Raw genomic sequence first — 23,076 nt, 5'->3', positions numbered from 1 at the left:
GACGGGAGCCATTACACCATGGCTGAACGCACTTTCGGCGAGCGTCTGCGGAACGCTCGCGTCATCGCTGGACTGACTCAGACCGAACTCGCCCGGGCCGCCGGCATCTCGGTGTCCACCGTGCGCAAGCTGGAGCAAGGCGCACACGCCGAGGCCCGGTTGGAGACCGCGCACGCCCTGGCCCGCGTCCTGGGCGTGCCGACCACGGCGCTGCTGGCCGCGGAGGAGACCGCGCCGCCGAGCATCCCGCCGGGGCCGTGGGAGCAGCTTCGCGCCGCGATTCTGCGCCCCGGGGCGGACCGGGTGCCCGAGCCTGCCACCGCGGCCGGTGTCGCCGCGGTGCTCGACTCCGTGGTGAGCAACCTTGTGCACGAGGATTTGGCCGGTGTCGCCGCGGTGCTGCCCGGGCTGCTGCGGGATGCCGAGGCCGCCGCCGAGGCCGATCCGGGCGCCGCCGCGGTGTACTCCCGGGCGCTGATGACCGCCGGGCGGGTCATGATCCAGACCCGGCACTACGACGCCGCCGCCGCGGCGTTCGACCGCGCCGAGGCCGGAGTCGACGGGGTGCTGCACCGCGCCGACATGGTGGAATCCCGCTGCTGGCTGCTGCTGCGCTCCGGCCGACTGGCCCAGGCGCGGGAGCTGGCGCTGCGGTGGGCCGCCGAGCTGGAGCCGCGCCTGTCCGCCGCCCGGCCCGATGACCTGATCGCCTGGGGTGTAGTGCTGGGCCGCGTCGCGGCGGCGGCCTCCCGGGACGGCCGGCCGGATGAGTCCGAGGCCGCCCTGAGGATGGCGCAGGCCGCCGCGGTGATGCTCGCGAAGGAGCGGCCCCGGTCGGCCGACGGCTCCCGCCGTACCCGGTCCTGGGGCCCGCTGACGGTCGCCATGCAGCGCACCGAACAGGCGGTCGTCGAGGACCGCCCGGACGTTGCCCTACGCCTGGCCCGCGGCATCGGCGGCCGGCGCCTGGCCCCGACCGTTGGCCACCGCAACCGGCACCTGCTCGACGTCGCCGACGCCCAGGTGAAGACCCGCCGCTACGGCGAAGCCGTCGAGACCCTTCTCGACGTCGCCGAGGCCGCCCCGCAGTGGCTCCCGCACCAGCGGTACGCGAAGGAGATCGTCGGCAAGATCGTGGAACGCCGACGCAAGCTCTCCCCGGAGATGCAGACCCTCGCCCGGGCGGTACGCCTGCCGATGTGACCGGCGGTGGCACTTCCGGCAGCAGGCCGCCGAGAGTGCCACCACCAGCCCATTGAGGCCCGCGTCACAGCGCTTCTACGGTCGGTGAGACGTTCCGTACACGTCTCACTACCGGAGTCCACCCATGCCTGATGCACCTGCCCACACTCCACCCGCCGCGGCACCGGCCCGCCGGATGTGCGTGGACTGCAAAGAGATGACCGACCGGCCGGTCATCGTCGGCGGGGTGGAGCAGAACAGCGGACCGGGCTGGATCGCCTACGCCTGCCCGGCCTGCGCCCACCACTACCGCACCGCGGACGACCTCGGCGCCGCCCTGGTCACGCACACCGTCAACTGCACGGCGTGCGCCGCCGCGGGAGCGGACTGCGCCACCGCCGAGGCCCTGCGCGAAGCCCACCAGGCCGCCGAGGCGGAGGCCGACCGGTGACCGCGCCGGCCATGACGCTCGGCATCCCCGCCGAGCCCGGACAGCCGGTCACCGGCATGTGCTGGCTGTGGTGCGGCGGCACCGCCGTGCCGGTCTGGTGGGCCGGGCACGTCCGCATCGGCGCCGCCGCGGCCGGACTGTGGGCCTGCCAGGGCTGCCTTCAACACCTTGCCCGCATGGTCCGTGCCGCGGACGACGCCGCCGAGCGCGCCCGCCGCCTCGCCACCTGAAGACCGGGCCGCCCGCCGCCGTCTGGGGAGGCTCAGGCGGGCGGCCCACCAGTCAGTCCCCGTGCCGGGCCTTTCCGGCCTCCCATGGTCCGGCACGGGGCAGGAGCCGGCTTCCGGGGCGCGCATCGGCCAGCCCAGCCCGCTGCCGGTGTCGTCACCGGAGTGAGGGCCATCAGTTCACCAACAGACGGCAGTCACAACCTGCCCTTAGCGGCCCGTTCGCGGCGCTGTTGTGCGCGTTCCTGAACCGCCTTGAAGTGGCGCTGCCGTCCCGCGTTGACGGCGTTGTCGGCCAGGTTCTTGCCACCCGGACGGCGGTACATCTTGCCGTCCAGTTCGATCCACGCCTTCACGCCGTCGAAGTCCCCCCTGATCGGCAGCGTGGTCTGTCGGCCGCCGGAGGCCAGGCCGTTGGCGTGTTTGAGTACCACCTGGTCGTAGGCTTCGCAGAGTTCCAGCAGTTCGGCTAGCGCATCGGTGATCTGTCGTTGCAGTTCTGGAACCCTGGTGATGTCGTGGGGGGCAATCTCGGCGAGGAAGGCGTCACGCCGCTCTGCGGCCAGGTTGTCGATCTGCTGCTGCTTCAGCTTCTCTGCTCGCCGGGCGGCGACCTCGCGGCGGAGCTGGGCGAAGCGGCGCAGTCCGCGAGCCTTTTCGATCTGCTCGGGCTGTACGGTCTCGTCGCCGTCGCGCACCCGGTCCTCAAGGGCATGGAGGAGTTCGGCAGCCTCTTTCTCTTCGGCCTCGGCGGCTGCGATGACGCCTTCTGGGGTGGGCTGTTCGGCCTCGGCCGCACCTTGTCCGCTCACGCCGCGCCCCCGAGGCCGTGACGGTTCCGGTAGGCGATGCGCTGTTCATCTATGGGGTGGTTCGTGGTGGGCGGGGCTGCCGGCGCGTGGCGGTTGCGGAAGGCGACACGTCGTTCGTCGATACTGGGTCGGGCGGTGTCGTCGGGCTGTCTCTCAACCGGCCCGGCCGGCGTGGTGGTGTCGTCCATGGCTGTTCTCCCTACCAAAGCGGTAGTCGTCCAGTGTGCCGGGGTCGATGAGCCAGTCCCGGCCGAGGCGGAAGGCCCGGAGGCGGCCAGCGGCGGCCAGGCGGCGGACCAAGCGCCGGGAGCACCCGAGGATGTCCGCGGCCTGCCCGGTGGTGAGCGGTGCCGGTGCTGCTTCCTCCCCGGTGTCCACGGTGCCGGGAGCGGCGGGAGTGGTTCCGCGTGCGGAACCGTCCAGGGTTTCGGCGGCGCGGTGCAGGGCGATCAGCAACCGTTCGGCGTCCGGGGACAGCCGGCCGCCGTCGGCCCGCACCCGGGCGGCAAGGCCGAGGACCAGCGGCGGAGCAGTTCCCGCGCGACAGTCGGCGGCACGATCACCGCGCCGTCGGGCAGGTGCTGCGGTCCGCGGTACGGCCAGCGGTGAACCGGCGGATTTGGTATCCACTACCGGCGCTGTTCTCGCTGCTCACGGCGGGGGTGCTCACGGGGTGGTCACTCGGCGCGCTGGTCATCGGGCCTCCCTGCGGCAGGCGACGGGGCGGTGTCGGCCGGGTTGCGGGCAGCGCCCCTGTAGCGGGCAGCCGCGAGTATCGCACGGTGCCGGACGGCGGCGGTCCGTCGGGCAGCGAGAGCCCGGATACGGGCCGTTGTCACGTCGTCCACGTTCATGGCCGCGCACCGCTTCCGGGGGGCGGTTCCGGCCGGCCGCCGGTGCCGTCGACGGGTAGCCCGCGGCGTGCCGCGCGTCGCAGCAGCCGGTCAAGCCGCGCCTCTTCCTCAGCGAGCAGGCGCCGGTTGCGGGCTGACTCGTTCTCGGCTTTCTCCGCCCGCTCGGCGAGCCGCAGCAACACGGCCTCGGCCTCGGCCACGATCGGGCCGAGCTTGGCCGCGGTCTGCGGGTCGCTGCGCTGCCCTTCCCGGTGCAGCCGGGCCACGGCCCGGCGAAACCGCATCGAGGCGGCGTCGAGCCGATCCCGGCCGGGATAGCCGCGGGAGCGGCGTACGAAGCTGCCGGAGTTGCCGGTGGGGGTGTCAGGCATGGGGATTGCACCTTCCGTACATGTGCGCGCGGCTACGCGCGACCGGGGCTGCGACCGGTCGCCGGTCGCCGGTCGTGGTGACGTTCCGTTGTGTGCGGGTGGTGTGCTGGTGTGCTCGCCCCTATAGGGGCGAGCACACGCACACACACCCCTGTGTCCGGTGTGCGCAAACTGGTTGAGCACACGGGGCACGGCATTTGACGTGCGGATTTTCTGCGCTGGGCGGGTGGTGTGTCCGGGTGTGCTCGTCCCATGTGGGCACACCCGGTGTGCTCGGCTACGGTGCGTGGTCTCATGGGGTGGCTTCTGTCTTCGGCGCCCAGCGGACGGTGGCGTACGGGCCTTCCGGATCGAGGCGTTCGACCAGTCCGAGACGGCGCAAGTTGTTGAGCTCCCGGCTCACAGTGGTCCGGGTCAGACCGTGGCCGTGCTTGGCCTGGACCCTGTCCACCAGCTCACTGTTTGTGGCCGGTTCGCTGCTGGCCCGGACGGCTTCGAGGAGCTTTCGCGCGGCCGGTGCAAGGCCCTGTTCCTGGCCGCTGTCGTCTTCGTCTTCGAGGCCGGGCGCATGCTCGATGCTGTAGTGCATCGGTGAGGACAGGTCGGCCGGATCGGCGGCGCGGACTCGGCGGATCAAGGTGGTTTCCGTCTCGGGGATCTCGTCGCCCTTGAAGGCCCACTTGAGCCGGACCGTGGTTTCCTGCGTCTCCGGGGCTGTGGAGGAGCTGAGTACGGCAACGGAGATGAGGAAGCGGCCCCATGCGCCGGGGCCGACGCCGGATGAGCGGCTGTGTCCGCGGCCCTCGCCGGTCTTGTTCCAGTGGTGGGAGATGAGCAGGCTCGCGCCCGCTTCCTGCACGATGTGCTGAATGCTGCCGAGCAGGGCGCCCATGGAGTAGAGGTCTGCGCCGTTGGCCCCGCCGGCGGCCAGGTAGAGCGGGTCAATGATGACCAGTACTGGCCGGAAGCGCTCGATGGCCCGCCGGATCAGGTGCCGGTGCTGGGCGTCGCCGAGCTGCGGCGCGCGGAAGCACGCCACGATTTCCAGCGCGTCGGCGGTGGCCTGGTCCAAGTCCTTGGCGGCGGCTATGGCGCGGATGCGGCGCAGCAGCTTGGCGTCTGAGCCTTCGCCGAGGAAGACGAGCACGGGGCCGGGAGCGCGGGCGGGGAACTGGCCGAGCCAGGGCAGGCCAGCGGCGCAGGACACCGCAGCGTCGAGGATGGCCCACGTCTTACCTGCCTTGTCCTCGGCGGACATGACGCCGTAGTCGCCGGCCACGATCACGGGCTCGAACAGCCAAGGGCGAGGCGGGCGGCTGTCCACGTCGGCCGCAACTTCGGCCAGGGTGCGGAAGACGAGATCCGGCTGAGGGGGCGGTTCGTCGGTGTCGGCCGGGGAGTCGAGCAGGCGCAGCGGGGGCGTATGCGGTTCGGGCGCCGGTTCGGGCTCGGTGCGCTGTGGCTGCTGCTGCCCGGCCGACAGCGCGGGTGCGTCGGGCGCTGGGGCAGGGGGAAGGGGCCGCAGGCTGATGCCAGCGGGCCAGGCGCCCGGTCGGGGGATTTCGATGGTCACGAGTGGCGTGCTCCGTGCGGGGGCGGCGAAATGGCGCGTGTGCCGCGAGCGGCGCCCCGGGCATGCCCCCGGCTGCGCCGCTCGCGGGTGGTGCGGGTTGGGATCACGCGGCGTCCGCCGCCTGGAGGTCGAATCGAGCGCTGATCTCCCACTGCTGCCAGCCAGCGGCCCGGCAACGGGCGGCCTCGGCCGCCAAAGCCGCCGAGGACAGACCGTAAGTGGAGCGGCCGAACGGGGCGGCGAGGCAGAGCAGGGAGTCGCGGTGATCGGCGCCGCACGCGCATTCCAGCGGAGGGCAGCGCAGGGCGGCGTCGTGTCGGCGGGAGCGCTGGGCTCCGAGGATGCCGGAGAGTTGGGCGGCGTTCATCGGCCGTCACCGTTCCCGATGTGGCGGGCAACGCCCTGCACCATTGCCACGGCGAACAGGCCGGCGGCCTCGGCATTCACCCACGCGGTTGCCGGGTCCTCGGCGGCCTCTGCGGCGTCGCGTCGGGAATGCGTGATGTAGGCGCTCGCGTGGTGGATCATCCGGCCGAGGTGGACATCCGCGCGTCTTGCGGCATCGGTGCCGGGCATGTCGTTCACGCGGGCCAGGGCGGCAGCCAGAGCGTTGCCGATGAGATCGGCGCGGCGGCCGATGCGCACGCCGGGAGCGGGACCATCGGCACTGCGGCCGCCGGCCCGGCGCAGCAGCACCACGAAGAAGGCGCAGAGCACCTTGAAGAGGAACCCGGCCCCGCCGGGGCTACTCGCCGGATCGGTCGTGGTGGTGATCCTCGGTGTGGTCGTGGCATTCTTGGTCAAGAGAACTCCAATCGGCGGCCGGGGCGGCTACCCCGGCCGTTCGTGTGTTCAGTGGTTGGAATGGGTGTTCTCGATGGACGGCGCTGGGGCGGCTACCCCAGCGCCGTCGCTGTGCTGCTCGATACCGAGCAGGGTCAGCAGGTCGGCGCGGCGGACGCGGTAGGTGTTGCCGAGGCGCAGCAGCGGAACGGGGAACTCCCCGCGCTGGGCAAGCTCATAGGTCTTCGTCCTGCCCAACCCGAGGGCACGGCCTGCCGTCACTAGATCGCAGGCGACGGGAAGGGCAAGTAGGTCCGGGACCTGCATCCCGAAGGATGTCTGTGTCATTTGGTGACAACTCCGAGAGGGATTGGTGTTCGTGTCGCACACTATCGCGCTGTGCTGGACAGGCGCAACTAATCCCGACTACTGTGCTCCTCCATGACAGACGAGACGTGGCCGGCTCGCGTAGCCCACGCGGTAGCGGGCGCGGTCCGGCGACACCGTGAAGCCAGGGGCATGAGCGCCCAGCAACTCGCTGACCGCTGTGCCGAACTCGGGAACCCGATCGGACGATCAGTCATCGCCAACTTCGAAAGCGGCCGACGGCCCTCCGTATCTGTTCCCGACCTGCTAGTACTCGCCAAGGCCCTAGGCGTGCCACCGATCGCGCTGCTGTTCCCGGTAGGCGTTCAGCCGCTAAATGATCACAAGGGCCGCGCCTACCCCGCGTGGAACGAGTACGCCGAACCGCTCCCCGGGCGCACAGTGCCCGTGTGGGAGGCTCTCGGCTGGTTCACCGGAGAGGTCCCTTTGCCCACTCTGAGTGACCCGGCGGGGGGGACTTGGCACGTGGAGCGTGCTGATTTCGATGAGTGGCAGGAGGACCGGGCCGGACTCGTTGATTACAACTGGCACGACAAGTACATCGAGCAGTGGCGTGAACACCGCAAGCACGCCATGACCTTCCAAGATGCCAAGCAGCGGGAAGCGCTTCTACGCCAAGCGACCGAACACTACGAGGTGCCACTGTGGGACACCCGCCGCCGCTTGCGAGAGCTGGGTATGCGGCTGCCGGAACTCCCAGACGAGTTGACCCATATCGACAGTGACGACTTCAAACCCGACTTTCGGAGGTTCCTCGGTTCGTGAAGGGCTCGACGTACAAGAGATGCAAGTGCCCGGCGGTGTATGACGCGCGGGGGCGGCGGCGGAATTGCCGGAAGGATCACGGGGCGTGGTACTACGTCGCCGACGTCGGCACCGGGCCGGACGGGAAGCGGAAACAGGTCCGCAAGGGCGGTTTCCGGACCGCGGACGACGCGGAGAAGGCGCTCGCCGAGCTGCTAGCCCGCGTCGGGGAGGGCACCTACACCCACGACGAGGGGGTGACCGTCGCGCAGTGGCTCGCGCGCTGGTTGGACATGAAGGAGCGGGCCGGTCTGCGCCCGGCGACCCTGCGCGCCTACCGATCGCACATCACCCTGTACCTCGAACCGCGCCTCGGCCGGCTGCGGCTCAGGGACCTGCGCCCCTCGCACGTTGACCGGCTGCTAGCCGATCTGGCCAACGGCACGCGGAAGGCCGCCACCGTCCGCCGGGTTCACGCGACGCTGCGATCTGCGCTGTCGTCCGCCGTGAAGCAGCGACTTGTGACGTTCAACGCGGCGAAGGACATCGAGTTGCCCAAGGCCGAGCGGCCCAAGGCCCGGCCGTGGGAGCCCGCGGAGCTGGGGGCGTTCCTGGATTCGGTCGGCACGCACCGGCTCGGCGCCCTGTTCGAGGTCATCGCCGGGACCGGTATGCGCCGGGGTGAGGCGGTCGGGCTGCGCTGGGAGGATGTTGACCTTGCCCGCCGGATCATCGTGGTACGGCAGCAGGTCGTACAGGAGTCTGGGCGGAAGAAGAACAAGCAGCCGCCGGCACCGTGCCCCTACTGTGATGCTGGTCACCTCGGCGTCTCGTTCGGCAAGCCGAAGACAGCCAGCGGAGAAAACCGGGTCATTGACCTTGATGAGGGCACGGTGGGCGCGCTCATTGCTCACCGGCTGCGGCAGGACGAGGAACGCAAGCAGTGGGGCGACGCGTACGCCGATCACGGGTTGGTGTTCGCCCGGGAGGACGGCAACCCGCTGCGGCCGGATGAGGTCACCAAGCTGTTCGTGGCGCTCGTTGACGCGGCCGGGCTGCGCCGGGTGCGGCTGCACGACCTGCGGCACGGTCAGGCGTCACTCATGCTGGCGGCTGGTGTCGAACTGGCCATCGTGTCGAAGCGGCTGGGGCACTCGTCCATCGCGATCACGTCCGACACGTACTCGCATCTGCTCGGCGGTGTTGGGCGGGACGCTGCCGACCGCGCATCGGCCCTGATTCCGCGGGCGCGCCGGACCGCGCCGGACGCGGCAACGCTGGGCGAGCGTGACCACTTGGTGACCACCCCGGCCGCGGATGGCGCCTCCAAGCCGGGTGCAGACCCGAACGAACCCCCGTTGATGCAGGTCAACGAGGGTCCGGAGGTGGACGGGTCAGGTAGGCCGTGTGGGACTCGAACCCACAACCAACGGATTAAAAGCCCCGAAAAGTCCATGCCACCCACGCCCGGACGGTGCTTCCTTCCGCCGTTGCGCCTGGTCAGCATGGCCCGCGCTGACGCACGGTCCACCCTTCCACCCGCCGGTGCCAGCCCGTCCGCTCACGCATCGCTCACGCAACAGCCGCGTCGGCCGGACTTCCGGCCGACGGCTTACGGAGTGCCGCTCTACACCGACGAACTTCTGCCCCGGACCGATCCGGCCCTTTCGCGCCGGCTCTCACCACCGCCAGTACGCATCAGCACAGCATCAGCAGAGAGTCCCAGGGAGCGGTTGGGCGGGCGGTTATGAGGGCGGCGTGGGACGCGGTAGCGAGTGCGGCTCCAGCGGCCCCGGTGAGAAAGCCAGGGTTGTCGTAGCTGGTTCTGGCTTCGATGTGAGGAAAGCCGAAGGGGCATTGGGGATCGTGGAAGTCGGCAGTGGCGTGGGCGGCTCTTTCAGCGACAGATCGGCTTTGCGCCCGCTCTGCGGCCTGGAGGACTCCAGCGGTGCCGTGGCAGAGCGTAGGGCCTTCGGTGTCCCACCGAAGGGGAGAGCGGTCGGCCATAGCGGTGATGGCAGTCTGGCCTGCGCGAATGACCGCAGCGTCCGTCAAGGCCTGACCGCCCAGGCAGAGGGCACGGCCGATGCCCGGAGTCCCGTAGCACCAGGCGTCCCGTCGTTGTGGAGGGCGTGGCCGGTGGGGTGGGAGCGGGCTGTCGAGGTCGTTGCCGCTGATGAAGGGAGGCCAGGTGCCGGTGGGTTCTTGCCAGGTGGTCAGCCAGGTGGCGGCGGTGCGGATGGCGTGGGTCTGGCCGGGGACGGTGTAGCCGTGGCTGTGGGCGATGGAGAGGACGGCCAGGGGGCCGGCGATGCCGTGGGCGAGGCCGGTGGTGGCGGCTCCGGAGTGGTGGACGGTGACGCCGGGTGGGTGGTCGGCCGCCGGTAGCCACCAGCCGGGGCGGGTGCCGGGGCTGGTGGTGATCAACGTGGTGAGGGTGGTGAGGGCTGCGGTCAGGCCGGGTTCGGCTTCGGTGTGGTGGCCGGTGGTGTGGGCGGCGAGAAGAACGCGGCCGATACCGGCCAGGCCCTTGATCGTGTCGTAGACCGCCCACGGGGCTCCGGGCCGGTTGTTGCTGAAGCGTTGGTGTTGGTGGCTGGCGAGCCCCTGGGCACGGGCGGAGAGCCAGGTCGTGGCCTTGCGGACTGTGGTCTGGTAGGGCTCGGGGTCGGGGAGGTAGCCGGTGCCGATGATCAAGGAGGCGGCCAGAGCGCCGGGGCCGGTGTAGATGCCGTCGGGTGGGGCTCCGCGGAGGTGGTGTCTGGTGGCTTGCCAGTGCGCGGCGGCGGCAGTGGCGAACTGCGGGTCGTGCCGGGCGAGACAGGCGTGGAGGAGGGCCGTGCCTGCCAGGCCGTCGGAGAGGGTGTGTGCGGCGGAGGGCGGGAGGGCAGCGGTGACCGTATGGGGGTCGAGCAGGGCGCGGGCGGTGGAGAGGGCCTGTTCGGCGAGGAGGTCAGTGCCGGCCGGCATGGGTGTGGAAGAGGTCGGTGGCCAGGGAGCGGGCGAGGCTTTCGGCTGCTGGGTCGGGGCCGAGGAGCCGGTTGCAGTGCATGTGAATCAGGTCGGAGGCGCACAAGGTGGAAAGTGCGGGGTTGGTGAGGGTGGCGCGGTAGGTGGTGAGTGCCTCGTGCCGGATGGTCCAGGCGCCGGTGAGGGGCGGGGGAAGGAGTAGGTGGGGGTCTGCGGCTGTGGGGCGTAGCCGGGGGCGGAGTTTGTCACGGGTACGGCGGTCGGTGGTGGTGAGAGGGCGTCCCCGGCGAAGGGCCTGGTGAGGACGGGCGGCCACGGTGCGGGCAATGTCGGCCGCGCTCAAGGCGGCGATGGCCAGGCGGTCGTTGCCGGGGCCGGCAAGGGTCAGGCAGTGGGCGGTGAAGGCGCTGTCGGCGGTGAAGAGGTCTTCGGCAGCAGTGATGGCATCGGGGCCGCCGTAGCGTTCGGTTTCGGGTAGGTAGGGCTCGATGACCATGCCGCCGGCCAGGCGTTGCCGGTGCAGGGTTTCGGACCAGGTGGTGAGGAGGGGTAATACCTCGCCGGTGAGGGCTTCGGGGTCGCCGTGGGTGCGGATGCGCAGGTGGTCGCCGAGGGCGGGGGTGTGGTAGCGCAGCCAGAACCAGCGGTCGACACGGTCCGTGGCCTGGTTGAGGACGGCGGGGAGTTGGCGGATGACGGTGTCTTGGTAGGCGGCGGGGACGGGCAGGGCGAGGGAGAGCCAGCCGCTGCATGGCAGGTGCGCATGAAGGCCGGGTGAGTGGGGTGTGGCGCGGGGGTCCGGCCGCGGTGGGGTGGGCTCGGTGGTGCGGGTGAGGTTGACGACCAGTTCCACGGCGTGCCGACCATGGGCGCCCTGGACGATGTCGTCTTGGACGTCGGGGTGGTGCAGGGGTTCGGTGAGGGTTCGGGCGCCTCGGCGGATGCTGCGGCGCAGCAGCTCGCGGTCTTCGTCCTGGGTGAGATCAAGGGGAAGTTGGCGGTCGCCTTCGTGGATGACGACCACGTCGGGTGGTGCGGGGTTGGTGTCGGTGCGCCATGTCGTGAGGGCTTTATCCCAGGTGGTGCGGTGAGTGGCGGTGGTGGTCAGTTCTTCGGGGAGCCGCCAGCGGGCGGGGGCCAGGAGGATGGAGCGGTATCGGACGCGGGGTGTCCAGGGTGCGTAGCCGGCCGGTCCCCAGGACCAGGTGTGCCAGGGCCGGGAGGTGGCCTGGCCGATCAGGTGCAGGGCGCGGGCGGCCGGGGGCAGCAGGTCGGGTGCGATGCGGCTGAAGAGCGCGGGCAGAACGGGCCGGTCGTGGCGGGCGGACCACAGCAGCAGGTGGCCGCGTGCGCTGGTGACCAGCAGGTCGTCCGGGGTGAGGTCACCGTCGCGTTCGGGCACGCCGAGTGGGATGCGATGGGGCGCGAACCGCGTTTCGGTTGCGAGGGCGGCGGTCGGGTCGATGCGGGAACGGCAGACGATCTCGGCGAGAAGGGGTTCTGCGCTGGTGGAGGACGGTGTCGGCTCGGGGGCCAGCTGGGGGAGCCAGGGGGCGAAACGTCCGGCGGCTGATCCGGCGGTCTGGGAACCGGAGTCAGGGCAGACCGCGACCCGCAGTTCGCCATCGTGGTGACGCAGCAGCCGGAGGTGGATCTCCGCCGTGCGCGGCGGCGGGGTGTCAGCGCCGCGGGACAGGAGTCCGACCAGGTCGTCGTCCAGTACGACTTCATGTCGTCCTTGAGCGGTGGCCTCGGACAGCAGACGGGCGAGGACTGCCGCGCGACGGGGGTCGAGGCCGCTCTGACTGGGGGTGAGTTCGCTGTCGGCAGGCGGGCCGATGCCGGTGACCGGGTCGATGACCTCCAGCAAGGGCACCATGCGGTAGAGACCAAAGGCGCGGACGAAACGCTGGTGATAATCGTCGTCGGGGCCGGTGAGCTGGCCGATGTGCCAGAGGACGGTGGCGGCCTGGGCCGCCTGTTCGCCGATCGAGCGAGGCAGTGCGATCTCGGCGTCGGCGACGGTGTCCACGGCCAGAGGCCGTTCGACGTGGTGGATGCTGTCGGCGGTGTCCCTTGCCGCTCGTAGGAGCGCCAGTCGTTCGGCTGTCCCGGGCGGGTGGGTATCCGCGTGTGCGAGCTGGTTGCGCAGCCGGGCAAGGGGCGGCTGGAGGGCCGCTGAGGCGGGGACGCGAGTGAGCAGATGCCCGAGTGGGTCGTCTCGCAGGCCGGCCGACAGCAGGTCGGTGAGCAGGAATCCCGTGCGGATCATCTGCCGAATGGCGGATGTGGTGGTGGACCGTGCTGCGGTGGGATGGCGTACTGCGAGGTCCGCCAGCAGATCGGACGCGTGTGCGCCTTTCCGGCAGGCGTCGAGCAGCCATACCGAGACCTGAGTCGCGCGGATCGAGCTCCGCTGCACGGTGGTTCCTCCGCCGGGGGCGGGGTGTTCGGCCTCCAGACGGTCAGCGCGTCGCACCACCAGGTTGTTCGTGGTCACGGTGAGGCGTTCCAGCACCTCGTCGGCGTCCAGGAGCCGGTCCGCCACGGCGGTCAGCCATGCCGGACTGGGTGTGGTCACTGCCCTGTGCCGTAACCCCAGCCGAAGTGTGGTGTGCGTGCCGGAGAGCGCGGCCGGGGCCACCGCGGCGAACACGCCGTGCGGTGTGGTCCGGGTTCGGGACCGGATGTCGTAGGCCCGGCGGGTAGCCGCCGGCCGGGCGGAAGCGTTCCCGGCATGGCCGGCGGCGTTGTCGGCGGAGCGGCTGGCCAGGAACATGCCTTCGGCCAGCAGTCCCGCGTCGGCCGCTTCCGGTCCCGAGTGGACCGGGCGCAGAGCGATGCGGGCGGTTGCCACCGGCTGGTGGGTGAACACTCTCCTGACCACAGCGTTCCTCCTGACGAAACGCTTCGGTGGGGTGCGGCGCAGAGGTCTGTGCCGCACCCCTTGGGCGTCTCGGTGCTGCCGAGGGGGGCGCCTATACGGCGTCGCAGCCGCGCAGAGGGACGACCGGGCCGTCCGGGGCGACGCAGCCGGTGGTCGGTCCGGTGGTGGGGGACTGTCCGCAGTTGTCTCCGGTGCACGGCTCAGAGTCCGCGAGGCCGGGGTAGAGGGTGGTCAGGTCGGTGGTCTGGGGATCGAGGTCGAAGATGTCGCCCAAGGCGGGGGCGGCGCTCTGCGAAGTCATGGCGATGTGGCTCCTTGGTGGGAGTGGGTGGCGTGGTGGCCCGGTGGTCGGGTTCCGGGTGTGCGCGGCCGGGCCGGTGCGGTGGGTCAGGGCAGGGAGATGACCAGGCGGGTGTGCCGGTTGTCGATGATCTGGCCCATGGCGAGCTGGTCGACCGGGGTGCCGGCCGGGTAGGCGCGGAGGGTCGGCTCGACGGAGCCGCGGTGGCCGCCGCTGTCCCAGGCGCGGATGCGTTCGGCGAGGCGGTCGGCGAGCTGTTCGCGGTTGGGGCCGTAGGCGTGGACACCGAGTTCGAAGCCGCCGGTGGCCGGGCGGATGGTGGTGTAGGCGAGGGTGCCGCCTTCCCAGGTGGCCGCGGCGGCAATGGTCCAGCCGGACAGGCCGCGCTCCACGCCCCGGGAGCTGGCGTAGATCCGGGCACAGGGCGACAGGGTGGCCACCAGCCACAGGTCGAGCGAGGGGAGTACGCCTTCGTCGTTGCGCAGCACGACACCGGTCCACGTGGTGGTGCGGGTGGCGGAGGCGAGGGCGGCGCGCAGGGCGTCGGCGTCGGCGTGCTGATCGTCGTTGAGGCCGAGCCGCAGGTCGCCGTCGCTGAGGTCGATGGTGTGGCCGGTGTGGCGGTTATCGCCCTGCATGCCGACGAAGCCGCACCGGGTCTGCCCCCGGCTGCGCAGGTGCCCGTCTTCGCATCCGAAGGCGAAGACCTGGTGGATTCCTCGGAAGCTGAGCGGCACCACCAGCCGCCCGTGTGGGGCCAGTTGATCGGACCAGGCGGGCGGCAGGTCGGGGGCCTGGGCGGTGACCACGATGGCGTCGAAGCCTTCCGCGGGTGCCGCGGCGCCGGCGCCGTAGGTGCCGTCCGCGCATTGCACCCGCACCACCCGGTCGTAGCCGGTCTCGGCGAGAAGCCGCTGGGCGCGGTCGGTGACCTCGGGGTCGATGTCGACGCTGACCACCTCGCCGTTCTCGCCAACCAGTTCGGCCATCAGCGCGGCGTTGTAGCCGCCCGAGCCGATCTCCAGCGCGCGCATCCCGCGCCCCAGCCCGGACAGTTCCAGCATCCGGGCCTGCACCCAGGGCGCGGACACCGAGCTGACGGGGTGGCCCCGGTCGTTCAGCTTGGTGATCACCGCATCGTCGGCATAGGCCTCGTCCAGGGACGTATCCGGGAGAAAGCGGTGACGCGGCACCGCCGCGAACGCCGCGGCGACGTGGTCGTTGACGACATTTCCTTGTCCGCGCAGGTGGCGGAGCAGTTCCTGGCGCAGTGCTTCGGCGCGGGTCTCATCGACGGTGTCAGTGGTCACATCCCGGAGTGTAGTCACGCGGATACTCCTGATGAGGGCTGTGTAAACAAAGTTGAGGTCCAGATGCGGAGTTGGTCAGGCGCATGGAACGCAGACCTTCGCCCGCCGGGCAGCACGCCGAGATTGGCGGTGTAGTCGGGCTCCTCGCCCTCCCGGGCGGTGATGCAGGGGATGACGCTCGCCGGCGCCGCGGTGGTCACGCCGTGGCCCCGATGGCGGTGGTGAGCGTGATGGGCAGGTGGTCGGAGGCCGCCCGTGCTTCGGGGGTGTCGTGGGTGACGTAGGAAAGGGGTCGGAAGTCTCCGGCGGTCAGGGCGTGGTCCAGGTGCAGGGGGGTGGGCTCGTTCTTGTACCAGTAGCCCACCGTTGCCTTCCGCGGTTCGCGTACGACGGTCTGCGGGTCGGTCCAGCCGCTGTTGAGCAGTACCCGCAGGGCGCGGCGGTCGGCCGGGCCGAAGGAGCCGTCGGCGTGGACGGTGCGGTAGCGGGGGTGCATGTTGCGCGGGACGTTGGTCCAGTCGGGTTCGGGGTCCTGCTGGGCCAGGCAGTTCAGGTCTCCCAGCAGCACCGCGCGCGGCGGCTGGCCCGGGAAGGTGCCGGCGTTGTCGGTCATCCAGCGCGCTTCGCGCAGCCGGGTGTCGCCGTCGGTCCACGCCAGGTGGGTGGCCAGCACGGTGAACTCGTGGCCTTCGACGGCGAGGTGGGCGCGGGCCAGCCCGTGGTGGAAGGCGCCCCGGCCGACGTCCTGGTGCCGCAGCACCTGCACCCGTCCGGGCCGGCAGAGGATCGCCAGATGGTTGCGGCCGTCCCCGACATGGGAGGTGACAGGGGGCAGAGCCGTCATGCCCAGGGAGTCGGCCAGCTCGTGCAGCCGCCACCAGCCGCGCTCGTCCCAGTGCGTCAGCTCCTGCACGGCGAGCACGTCCAACTCGCCGCCGTTGCCGCTGCTGTCCTTGGCCTGGGCGCCGAGTCCGGCGGCGATGGTGATCTGGTTCTTGCGGCGGGTCTCCTCCCCGTCCGGGTCGATTCCGCCGTTGCCGAGGTTCCAGGAGCCGAAGCGGAGCACGGTGGTCATGCAGCCCTCGTCTTTCGTACAGGGGTTAATGGCTTGCTGGGTTGATGGGTTGGTGGTGCCGTCTCCCCCGGGCCGGGGGTGGTGGTCACCGGCCCGGGGGAGACGGGGGTGGCCCGCGTCACGGGATGCGCGGGCCGGGTGGCCGCCCCGTGCTCCCGGCGGGGCTTCGGGAACCGGGAGGGCCTGGCCTTGGCCGGGCGGGTGCCCGGTGCCGGCGGCGGGGTCAGGGCGGCGGGTCGTCCGGCGCGGACACCTGGGCGGCCTCATCCGGCGTGACCGGCGGCCCGTCCGGGGCGGACAGGGAGGCGCCCGGGGTGCCGGTGATGCCGGCGATGACTACACCGGCCCCGGCCAGGTTCGCGGCCAGCAGCGCGATCCCGGCGAACAGCCCGTCGGACTCCGGCAGCCGCGGCCGGCGGTGCCGCCCGCTCACCGCCCTGCCTCCTTCGCCTCGGTGACGTTCTCCGGCGCGGTCGTCCACTCCGTCCCGCCGGCGACCGGTGCCAGCCACGCCAGCAATGCACCCCTGCCGGACCGGACGGGCTCCGGGCAGACCGCCCGCAGGACGCCCCGGCGGCCGGTGGCGGCATCCACCACCACCCGGCCCAGCAGCGGATGCTCCCGGTGTCCCAGGCTCGTCTCCCGCCCCGGGTTCACTGCTCGCCCCCAGCGGTCGGCTCCAGACCAGCCGCGTCAGCCCACCACGCCGCCCCCTGGCCCGCCGGCCGCAGCAGCACCCGGGCCGGGGACGGTATGTCGCCGGTGCGTACACCCCCGCTGCCGTCCCGCACCAGCAGGACGGTGCCGGCGCGGTCCGCTTCGTTGTCGTGTGCCTGGACGCCGACGGACAGCCAGGACGGGGCACCGCAGGATGCGGGCTGATGCAGGGTCATGGTCGTTGGTCACCCCTCGTGGCCATAGGCGACTTGGTAACCAGGCGTGAACGGCGATGAACTGAGGGTCATTCAGCCTCGCGAGGAAGAAGAATGCATCAGCGACACCCCGACTGACAATGTTGGAGCCTCGAATTACCAAAAGAAGAACCTGCGTTCTATCGACTTGCGCACCTTCGAGGTGCCAAGCTGCACCACGGCCTTTATTCGTGCACCTTGGAGGTGTGAAATAGCACCATGCCGAACGTTCGAGCTGTGCCCACTCTGCGTAGGCGCCGCCTTGGTGAGGCGTTGCGCACGTACCGCGCCCAGGCCGGACTGAGCCTGGGGCGTGCAGCAGAGTTCATGGGCTGGGATGAGAGCAAGCTGTCCCGGATCGAGAACGCCAAGGCACGCATGCCACCGCCCGGTGTGACCAAGCTGCTCCGGCTCTACGGGGTGAACGACCCGGAGGTCGCCGCGGCGCTGGAGAACCTGGCCCGGGATGCCGGGAAACAGGGCTGGTGGCAGACCTACGGCGACGCCGTCGCACTCAGCTACAAGGACTACCTGACGCTGGAGACCGACGCCGAGAGCATCCAGATCAACGCACCGCTGATCCCCGGCCTGCTCCAGACAGGCGCCTACGCACGGGAGATCATCGGAGCGATGGCCCTCACCCGCACTCCCGAGGAGGTCATCGCTCTCGCCGAAGTCCGCAAGACCCGCCAGGCCATCCTCACCACCAGGGCCGGAGGCCCGCTGAAGTTCTGGGCCGTCATCCACGAGACCGCCCTGCACCAGCGCTTCGCCGCACAGCCGACCCTCATGCGCGAACAGCTCCGGCACTTGCTGGACATGTCCGACCTGCCGAACATCACCATCCAGGTGATGCCGCTCGCCGCCGGCGCGCATCCCGGAATGCTGGGCCTGTTCGAGGTCGTGCGCTTCCCCCACCCCTGGCCCACCGTGGTGCAGTTGGAGAACCTGCGCGGCGGCTACCTGGTGGAGGGCACCGAGGACGTGAAGGTCTTCGAGACCGCCTTCGAACGCGTGGTCGCCGCTGCGCTTCCCGTGGACGAATCCCGGGAGACCATCAAGAAGATCATGGAAGGGAACGGGATGTGAACGCCAAGGACGACCTGTACGCCATCGACCTGACCGGGGTCGAGTGGCACAAGTCCCCGTTCAGCAACGGAGGTGAGAACTGCGTGGAAGTGGCGCAGCTGCCCGGCGGAGCTGTGGCCCTGCGCGATTCCAAGAACCCCCACCGGGAGGCCCTGCGCTACACCGCCGAGGAATGGGCAGCCTTCCGTAAGGGCATCATCGACGGCGCACTGTAGCGAGCCCGCCGGCGGAGCGGGCAGAAACCGAGGCCGCCCTCCCCCGATCCAGCCGGGGGAGGGCGGCCTCACCCGTGCACACCTACCCGAAGCACCCCACGGATATCCGCAGCGACGCTCCACCGGCCGCGCGGCGTTCTCTCGTGGCGCCGGATCGCCACCATGAGGGGCCCGGTGACGAGCCGGGCGCTCACCTGCCACGGCCGAGCGGCGGCTCGACCGAGGCCGGTTGCACGGTCCCGCTGGGCAGGGACGGTGCTGTCATCCGGGACGCGCTTGAAAGAGAGCTGCGGGTGACGGCTGCCAGTGCGCGTCCACCGGGCTGGTGGGTGAGGCGCCACAGCAGAACCTGGGCAGGCGCGTGGGCGGTTTCGAGTTCCCGTCCCGCAGCCAGGGTGGCCAGCAACTGCTGGACGTGGTGCCCGTCGGCTTGGGCGCAGGCGAGTGCGGCGGACAGGGCGGGCCAGGCGGGGTCGGTGAGGATGCGGTCGGCCTGTGCGGGCAGCGCTCGGTGCACGGCCGGGGCGTGATGGCTGGTGGCCTCTGCAGCGGGTGCCTGGCCGGCGAGCGCGGCGAGGACCGGTCCGGTGGTGTGCTGGTAGGCGGCTTTCAGATGGTGCAGGGTCTGCCTGGCGGCAGCGGCTTGTTGCTGGTGGCGGCGGGTGCGGTGCCAGTGAACGGCGGCCGTGGCGATCAGCAGTGCGGTGGACAGCAGCAGTTCCAGTCCGGCTCCGTCACGACTGGAGCCCATCGCGGACAGGACGTCCTTGGCCGCCGCGCGGAGGGCGGCGGCTTTGTGGTGTTCGGCACGGATGGCGGAGCGGGTGGCGCGGTTGAAGGCGGATGCTGCGACGGCCAGTTCGGCGCGGGTGGGGCCGGTGGCGACCAGTGTGGCGGTGTGCAGCAGCTCGCCGAAGGCGGCCAGGTGGGCCTGGGCCGCTGGCTCGTCTTCGCCGTGCAGGACGGTGAAGGTGGTGCGCAGGGTGTGCTCGGCGCGGACCATGGGCGCGGCCCGGCGGACGGGCACGGTGCTGGTGCCCGTCGCGGTGAGGCGTTCGCGGATGCGGTGGATGGACAGGTCGGGGGCGAGCTTGGAGCCGCCGTACCAGATCGGCTCGCCCCGGGCGTTGGTGTCGCCGGGGGCGGCGAGGCTGTAGCCGATGACTTCGCCGCTGTCGGGGCCGGTGCGGGTACGCACGGCGATGCCCAGGGCGGTGAGGGTGGAGAAGAACTCCGCCTCGGTGCGGGAGGCGGCCAGCACCGTGTAGGCGTTCTCGCGCAGCCACTGCCGCGAGGTGACGCTCTTGCCCCTTCGGGCGGCCTTGGCCTGCTCGGCACTGGTCGGTGTCCTCGGCGCGGTACCGTCCCCCGGGCGCAGCCTGCGCAGGCCGAAGTCCTTCTCGATCTGCCGGCAGGCGGCCTGGGCGCGGCGTCCGTCGCCATGGTTACGCGGGCGCCGCCCGTCCAGCCGGACCGTGGTGGCCACGAGGTGGATGTGGTCCTGCGCGTGCCGCACCGCGATCCACCGGCACGCCTTCTCATCCCCCTCCGGCGCGATGCCGGTGGCATGCACGATCCGCCGCGCCACCTCCGCCCACTCCTCGTCCGACAGATGCCGGTCGCCGGGCGCGGTGCGCACGGGACAGTGCCACACGTGCCGGCGGGCCTTGGAGCGGGTGCCTTCGCGGGCGCGCAGGGTGACGTAGGCGTCCAGTCGCTCGGCCAGGTGGGCCAGGGTGGCCTCCGGGTCGCGGCCGGGATCGGGTGCGCCGTCGATGTCCCAGGCGGCGACGATGTGCGGGTCGATGTGCTCGTCGCGCCGGCCGGGACCGTAGAGGTAGCGCAGAAGCCCGGCGGTATGGGCGCCGGTGGAGATGTCAGGAACCACGCCGCACCGCCTTCGCGAGCAGGCCGTCCATCACCGCGTGGTTCCTGCGTATCGCCTCACGCAGCTCGCGCAGCACCTCATCGGCGAGCGCGGCGGTGGCTCCGGAGTTGACCGCGCGGGCGATCTGGTTGACGTTGTTGCCGATCCGCCGAAGCTGCGCGGACTGCGCCTCCACCGCCTCCACCACCGGACGCTGCGGATCATCCTCGGGACCTGCCACGGTGAGGGAGTTGCCCAGCGCCCAGGCCACGCCGAGGTTGCCCAGGCAGCCGGCCACCGACAGCCCCGCCTCCGCAGCTCGCCGGGCGATGAGGTCGTCCTCGGCCGGAGTGAAGCGCACCGTGCGGTACCTGGTACGCGGCTCGGCGGCACGCCGGCGGTTCATCTGCATCGGCAGACGCAGGTCACCCGCCCTGCGAGGCCAGGCCGGCTGTGCTGGTGAGCCGCAGGCCGGGCCGGTGGCGCCCGCGGTGCCGGAAGCGGAGGCTTCGGCACCGACGGCCCCCTGCCCCTGCTGGTCCTGCGCCCCCTGGCGCCGGCCTTCCCCCGCCACCCCTGGGGCGGGGGCAAGCGCGGACGAACCCCCCAAGGAGTGTCGACCGCCCCAGCTTGCTGCGCGCCCGGTGGACGGGACGGGCTGGTGGTCCGGCGGGGTCGGGTTGGGGGGCGTGCTGGGCATGAAGTCTCGCATTTCCGTGAGTTGTGGGCGCGGGAGTTGGGGTCCGGATCGTGTCGGCGGTGATGCGGTCTTCTCAGGGGTCCGCACATGGTCTGCGGCTGGGCCTGGAGCACGGTGTGGTCCGCTTGTGGTCCGCTGCCGGAACCGGGCGCGCTGCGTGCATTCCGTCCGGCCGTGGCCGGTGGTCCGGCGTCGGGGGTGTTGTCGGGGACCGACCGCCCGGTGTGGTCCGCGATCGGTTTCTGGTTCAGGCAGCGGGCGGACCGGTTTCCGAGTGATGAGCGGACGGGGCAGGTTGGGCCGGTCGTGGTCTGGCCGGCGGTACTGGTCCGGGGCGGTGACCTGGAGGGATTTCCGGTCAGCCGTCCCGGACCGGTGGGTGGTCAGGTGGTGGGGGTGGTCCGCAGTGCGGTCATGACCTGGGTGAGGCGGTCTTCGCTGATGCGGTGTCCGGCGGTGCGGATGGCTTGGCGGACCGTGGCGCGGGTGGGGGTTTCGTGCGCTGTGGTCAGCGGGCGGACCAGGCGGACCAGTTCGTCCAGGCTGGCGGTGGGTGGCCGGCCCACGCGTCGCCGCACCTTCTGGTGGTCCGGCCGAGCCGGTCCCTCGCTTTGCCGTTCCGGGTGGTGGTCCGCGGTCTGGTCCGCATGGTCCGCTTCCTCGTCCGGGTGGTCCGGGGCTGGGCCGGAGGCCACTGCGGTGTTGGGAGCGAGGAGCGTGTGGACGGTGCGCCGGTGCGGCCCGGCCTGGGGTTGGTGGCCGTGGCGGGTGATGAGGATGTGGAGGTGGACTGCGCCGGCGAGGGCGAGTGGGGCGAGGGTGGACAGGGTGCCGACGGTGAGGTCGTCGAGGTGGAGTCTTGTGGGTGGGGTGTGCTGGTTGAGGCGGACGGCGTGCAGGGCGTTGGACCAGATGCTGGCGGCCGTTGCCGTGCCGAAGAGGGTCCAGACGTAGAGGCGGGCGCGGAAGGCGGCGGTGCGCATCACGAGCAGGGCGCGTACGCCGTAGGCGATGAAGCCGTCGATGACCAGGGGGAAGAGGTAGGTCAGCGGGCCGCGGATGTGGATGGCGACAGCCATCTGCTGGAGGGCGTCGTAGGACAGGGCGCATCCGGCGGCGCCGAGCGCGGTGATGGCAGCGCGGTCCCAGCCGGTGGCCCGGTGCCCGGCCGGAGGTATCGCGGGCCCGGTGGTGGGGTGCACGGTGGTGGCTCCATGTGCGTGTGTTCCGGGTGCGGGGGTGGCCCGGGGGTGGTGTGGTCTCGTCCCACTCGTCCCGCCGCTGTTCAGGGCAGGTACGGGTGGGGCGGTGATGTCGGGTCGACTCGTCCCGGTCCGGTGACCCGTCCCCGCGCTGACCTGCGCGGGGACGGGTGGGACGGGTGGAGGACGGTCAGGCCCCGGCCGCGTCCGCGACGGGAGCGGGTTCCGCTGCGGCGGGTGGTGGGCAGTAGCGGGTCCAGGCGTCGAGGAACTGGGTGCGGGCGAAGCCTTTGGCCTGGGTGCCGCCGGGGAAGCGGCGGTTGGCGGAGGAGATGCCGTAGTCGCGCAGCAGCAGTTGCAGCGCTCGGGAGGTCAGGCCGTGGGGGCCGTATTCGGTCCAGGGGGCTTCGGGGTCGGCCTTGAGGAGTTCCAGCAGGCGGGTGGTGCGGATCAGGGCGGGGTCGCCCTCGGCGGTGAAGGCGCGGCGGATGTCGGCCAGGATGCGGACCTTGGTTCCGGCGTCTTCGTCCTTGTCGGCTTCCTGGGCGGTCATCACCCGGCAGGCGGTGCGGGCGCGCTGCGGCCAGGTCCCGCCGGCGAGGTCGGCCACCGCGATGAGCGGCTCCCAGGTGTCGGCGGCGCGGTCCTCCACCGGCATCTGCGGCCGCAGCCTCATGGCGCGCCGGTGCAGGGGGCGCAGCCAGGCGGTGAGGTGTTTGCGTGCGGTGTGCAGCAGGGGGGCGTCGGTGGCGAAGCGGAAGGACTCCACACTCTCGCCCTGGGCACGGCGGCGCATGCGGATGACGATGGAGCGGTCCATGATCGTGTCGGGCAGGTCGCCGATCCCGGCCAGTGCCGCCATGGCGAAGGTGGCGAACTTCACCGGGGTGTGCTCGTTGCCGACGACCCGCAGGGCGGGCCGGTTGCGCTGGTGTCCGGCGTTGAGCAGGCCGCGCAGTTCCTCGTTGCGCTCGGCCGCGCGGGGGGAGCCGAAGAGGGTGTCGACTTCATCCACCAGGAGGGTGGGCGGGTTCTTGGCGTCGATGGAGCGGAAGATGGCCGCGGGGCTGGCGTTGACGGTGATCAGCGGGTCGTGCACCGTCTCGATCAGCACTTCCAGCAGGCGGGACTTCCCGCACCGCTTGAGCGGGCCGACCACCGCCAG

General features: G+C 71.5%; 27 protein-coding genes. 7 read left to right on the top strand and 20 right to left on the bottom strand.

The window, feature by feature from the left end; genetic code table 11:
- Positions 1-18 precede the first annotated feature (18 nt).
- The 3 genes from BM242_RS25410 (at position 19) to BM242_RS25400 (ending at position 1,863) form a co-directional block, all read left to right on the top strand.
- Positions 19-1,203 (top strand): helix-turn-helix domain-containing protein, encoded by a 1,185-nt coding sequence (locus BM242_RS25410; protein WP_093841279.1) that lies wholly within the window; start codon positions 19-21, stop codon positions 1,201-1,203.
- Between the two features lie 124 nt (positions 1,204-1,327).
- Positions 1,328-1,633: a hypothetical protein gene (locus BM242_RS25405; RefSeq protein WP_093841278.1), complete on the top strand. Its 306-nt coding sequence runs from the start codon at positions 1,328-1,330 to the stop codon at positions 1,631-1,633.
- Positions 1,630-1,863 (top strand): hypothetical protein, encoded by a 234-nt coding sequence (locus BM242_RS25400; RefSeq protein WP_093841277.1) that lies wholly within the window; start codon positions 1,630-1,632, stop codon positions 1,861-1,863. Before BM242_RS25405 ends, BM242_RS25400 begins: the two co-directional genes overlap by 4 nt.
- Before the next feature lie 194 nt (positions 1,864-2,057).
- Here the strand turns inward: BM242_RS25400 and BM242_RS25395 are convergent, their stop codons facing one another.
- The 8 genes from BM242_RS25395 to BM242_RS25370 form a co-directional block, all read right to left on the bottom strand.
- Positions 2,058-2,672, bottom strand: coding sequence for a hypothetical protein (locus BM242_RS25395; protein WP_139238449.1), 615 nt, complete (start codon positions 2,670-2,672; stop codon positions 2,058-2,060).
- A complete protein-coding gene (locus BM242_RS29040) occupies positions 2,669-2,860 on the bottom strand; it encodes a hypothetical protein (protein ID WP_139238448.1) in 192 nt (63 codons plus the stop codon). The genes BM242_RS25395 and BM242_RS29040 overlap by 4 nt, the downstream gene beginning before the upstream one ends.
- Entirely contained in the window at positions 2,826-3,170 is a 345-nt protein-coding gene (locus BM242_RS28720; RefSeq protein WP_217652586.1) for a helix-turn-helix domain-containing protein, read from the bottom strand. Before BM242_RS28720 ends, BM242_RS29040 begins: the two co-directional genes overlap by 35 nt.
- A gap of 352 nt (positions 3,171-3,522) precedes the next feature.
- Positions 3,523-3,897, bottom strand: a complete 375-nt coding sequence (locus BM242_RS25385) for a hypothetical protein (protein ID WP_093841274.1) — start codon at positions 3,895-3,897, stop codon at positions 3,523-3,525.
- A 292-nt stretch (positions 3,898-4,189) separates the two neighbouring features.
- Complete coding sequence (locus BM242_RS25380) at positions 4,190-5,470, bottom strand: AAA family ATPase (protein ID WP_175541577.1); 1,281 nt, start codon at positions 5,468-5,470, stop codon at positions 4,190-4,192.
- 103 nt (positions 5,471-5,573) lie between these two features.
- On the bottom strand, positions 5,574-5,837 hold the full coding sequence (locus BM242_RS29685) for a hypothetical protein (protein WP_175541576.1): 264 nt from the start codon (positions 5,835-5,837) through the stop codon (positions 5,574-5,576).
- Entirely contained in the window at positions 5,834-6,274 is a 441-nt protein-coding gene (locus tag BM242_RS25375) for a hypothetical protein (protein WP_093841272.1), read from the bottom strand. The genes BM242_RS29685 and BM242_RS25375 overlap by 4 nt, the downstream gene beginning before the upstream one ends.
- Positions 6,275-6,322: 48 nt before the next feature.
- The gene (locus BM242_RS25370) at positions 6,323-6,511 is read right to left on the bottom strand and encodes a hypothetical protein (RefSeq protein ID WP_425443933.1); all 189 of its coding nucleotides are present in this window, start codon (positions 6,509-6,511) and stop codon (positions 6,323-6,325) included.
- Positions 6,512-6,694: 183 nt separating this feature from the next.
- Here BM242_RS25370 and BM242_RS25365 point away from each other — a divergent pair, with 183 nt between their 5' ends.
- Together BM242_RS25365 and BM242_RS25360 are read left to right on the top strand one after the other, a co-directional pair.
- A complete protein-coding gene (locus BM242_RS25365) occupies positions 6,695-7,405 on the top strand; it encodes a helix-turn-helix domain-containing protein (RefSeq protein WP_093841271.1) in 711 nt (236 codons plus the stop codon).
- Positions 7,406-7,440: 35 nt separating this feature from the next.
- The gene (locus BM242_RS25360) at positions 7,441-9,135 is read left to right on the top strand and encodes a site-specific integrase (protein WP_175541574.1); all 1,695 of its coding nucleotides are present in this window, start codon (positions 7,441-7,443) and stop codon (positions 9,133-9,135) included.
- Here BM242_RS25360 and BM242_RS25355 read toward each other — a convergent pair.
- The 8 genes from BM242_RS25355 to BM242_RS25320 form a co-directional block, all read right to left on the bottom strand.
- Positions 9,083-10,354: a lanthionine synthetase C family protein gene (locus BM242_RS25355; protein ID WP_093841269.1), complete on the bottom strand. Its 1,272-nt coding sequence runs from the start codon at positions 10,352-10,354 to the stop codon at positions 9,083-9,085. The genes BM242_RS25360 and BM242_RS25355 overlap by 53 nt on opposite strands.
- Positions 10,338-13,241, bottom strand: a complete 2,904-nt coding sequence (locus BM242_RS25350) for a lantibiotic dehydratase (RefSeq protein ID WP_139238447.1) — start codon at positions 13,239-13,241, stop codon at positions 10,338-10,340. The genes BM242_RS25355 and BM242_RS25350 overlap by 17 nt, the downstream gene beginning before the upstream one ends.
- A 91-nt stretch (positions 13,242-13,332) precedes the next feature.
- A complete protein-coding gene (locus BM242_RS25345; RefSeq protein WP_093841267.1) occupies positions 13,333-13,542 on the bottom strand; it encodes a hypothetical protein in 210 nt (69 codons plus the stop codon).
- A gap of 86 nt (positions 13,543-13,628) precedes the next feature.
- The gene (fxlM, locus tag BM242_RS25340) at positions 13,629-14,852 is read right to left on the bottom strand and encodes a methyltransferase, FxLD system (RefSeq protein ID WP_175541573.1); all 1,224 of its coding nucleotides are present in this window, start codon (positions 14,850-14,852) and stop codon (positions 13,629-13,631) included.
- Positions 14,853-15,048: 196 nt separating this feature from the next.
- Complete coding sequence (locus tag BM242_RS25335; protein ID WP_093841265.1) at positions 15,049-15,927, bottom strand: endonuclease/exonuclease/phosphatase family protein; 879 nt, start codon at positions 15,925-15,927, stop codon at positions 15,049-15,051.
- Positions 15,928-16,150: 223 nt separating this feature from the next.
- Positions 16,151-16,360 (bottom strand): hypothetical protein, encoded by a 210-nt coding sequence (locus tag BM242_RS25330; protein WP_093841264.1) that lies wholly within the window; start codon positions 16,358-16,360, stop codon positions 16,151-16,153.
- Positions 16,357-16,584 carry a hypothetical protein gene (locus BM242_RS25325; protein ID WP_093841263.1) on the bottom strand — a complete coding sequence of 76 codons (228 nt, stop codon included), beginning with the start codon at positions 16,582-16,584 and terminating at the stop codon, positions 16,357-16,359. Before BM242_RS25325 ends, BM242_RS25330 begins: the two co-directional genes overlap by 4 nt.
- Entirely contained in the window at positions 16,581-16,820 is a 240-nt protein-coding gene (locus BM242_RS25320) for a hypothetical protein (protein WP_093841262.1), read from the bottom strand. The genes BM242_RS25325 and BM242_RS25320 overlap by 4 nt, the downstream gene beginning before the upstream one ends.
- Positions 16,821-17,057: 237 nt before the next feature.
- On the opposite strand from BM242_RS25320, the gene BM242_RS25315 reads away from it, so the two are divergent.
- Positions 17,058-17,927 carry a helix-turn-helix domain-containing protein gene (locus BM242_RS25315; protein ID WP_093841261.1) on the top strand — a complete coding sequence of 290 codons (870 nt, stop codon included), beginning with the start codon at positions 17,058-17,060 and terminating at the stop codon, positions 17,925-17,927.
- On the top strand, positions 17,924-18,142 hold the full coding sequence (locus BM242_RS25310; protein WP_093841260.1) for a DUF397 domain-containing protein: 219 nt from the start codon (positions 17,924-17,926) through the stop codon (positions 18,140-18,142). The genes BM242_RS25315 and BM242_RS25310 overlap by 4 nt, the downstream gene beginning before the upstream one ends.
- 190 nt (positions 18,143-18,332) lie before the next feature.
- Here the strand turns inward: BM242_RS25310 and BM242_RS25305 are convergent, their stop codons facing one another.
- The 4 genes from BM242_RS25305 to BM242_RS25290 form a co-directional block, all read right to left on the bottom strand.
- Entirely contained in the window at positions 18,333-20,030 is a 1,698-nt protein-coding gene (locus BM242_RS25305; RefSeq protein ID WP_093841259.1) for a relaxase/mobilization nuclease domain-containing protein, read from the bottom strand.
- Positions 20,020-20,415 (bottom strand): MobC family plasmid mobilization relaxosome protein, encoded by a 396-nt coding sequence (locus tag BM242_RS29680; RefSeq protein ID WP_175541572.1) that lies wholly within the window; start codon positions 20,413-20,415, stop codon positions 20,020-20,022. The genes BM242_RS25305 and BM242_RS29680 overlap by 11 nt, the downstream gene beginning before the upstream one ends.
- A 677-nt stretch (positions 20,416-21,092) precedes the next feature.
- Entirely contained in the window at positions 21,093-21,911 is an 819-nt protein-coding gene (locus BM242_RS30615) for a DUF2637 domain-containing protein (protein WP_425443932.1), read from the bottom strand.
- A 190-nt stretch (positions 21,912-22,101) separates the two neighbouring features.
- Positions 22,102-23,076: DUF3631 domain-containing protein (locus tag BM242_RS25290; RefSeq protein ID WP_093841535.1), on the bottom strand; the 975-nt coding region annotated here is incomplete at its 5' end.

It is taken from the genome of Streptomyces aidingensis, from assembly GCF_900112355.1.
Taxonomy (GTDB): domain Bacteria; phylum Actinomycetota; class Actinomycetes; order Streptomycetales; family Streptomycetaceae; genus Streptomyces; species Streptomyces aidingensis.
The sequence above is the reverse complement of the archived record's forward strand: the minus strand, read 5'-3'. Positions and strand labels throughout refer to the sequence as shown.

Coding starts and splice junctions, on each gene's coding strand:
- BM242_RS25410 (WP_093841279.1), top strand. CDS start 19: ATGGCTGAACGCACTTTCGGCGAGCGTCTGCGGAACGCTCGCGTCATC.
- BM242_RS25405 (WP_093841278.1), top strand. CDS start 1,328: ATGCCTGATGCACCTGCCCACACTCCACCCGCCGCGGCACCGGCCCGC.
- BM242_RS29040 (WP_139238448.1), bottom strand. CDS start 2,860: ATGGACGACACCACCACGCCGGCCGGGCCGGTTGAGAGACAGCCCGAC.
- BM242_RS25385 (WP_093841274.1), bottom strand. CDS start 3,897: ATGCCTGACACCCCCACCGGCAACTCCGGCAGCTTCGTACGCCGCTCC.
- BM242_RS29685 (WP_175541576.1), bottom strand. CDS start 5,837: ATGAACGCCGCCCAACTCTCCGGCATCCTCGGAGCCCAGCGCTCCCGC.
- BM242_RS25365 (WP_093841271.1), top strand. CDS start 6,695: ATGACAGACGAGACGTGGCCGGCTCGCGTAGCCCACGCGGTAGCGGGC.
- BM242_RS25355 (WP_093841269.1), bottom strand. CDS start 10,354: ATGCCGGCCGGCACTGACCTCCTCGCCGAACAGGCCCTCTCCACCGCC.
- BM242_RS25345 (WP_093841267.1), bottom strand. CDS start 13,542: ATGACTTCGCAGAGCGCCGCCCCCGCCTTGGGCGACATCTTCGACCTC.
- BM242_RS25335 (WP_093841265.1), bottom strand. CDS start 15,927: ATGACCACCGTGCTCCGCTTCGGCTCCTGGAACCTCGGCAACGGCGGA.
- BM242_RS25320 (WP_093841262.1), bottom strand. CDS start 16,820: ATGACCCTGCATCAGCCCGCATCCTGCGGTGCCCCGTCCTGGCTGTCC.
- BM242_RS25315 (WP_093841261.1), top strand. CDS start 17,058: ATGCCGAACGTTCGAGCTGTGCCCACTCTGCGTAGGCGCCGCCTTGGT.
- BM242_RS29680 (WP_175541572.1), bottom strand. CDS start 20,415: ATGAACCGCCGGCGTGCCGCCGAGCCGCGTACCAGGTACCGCACGGTG.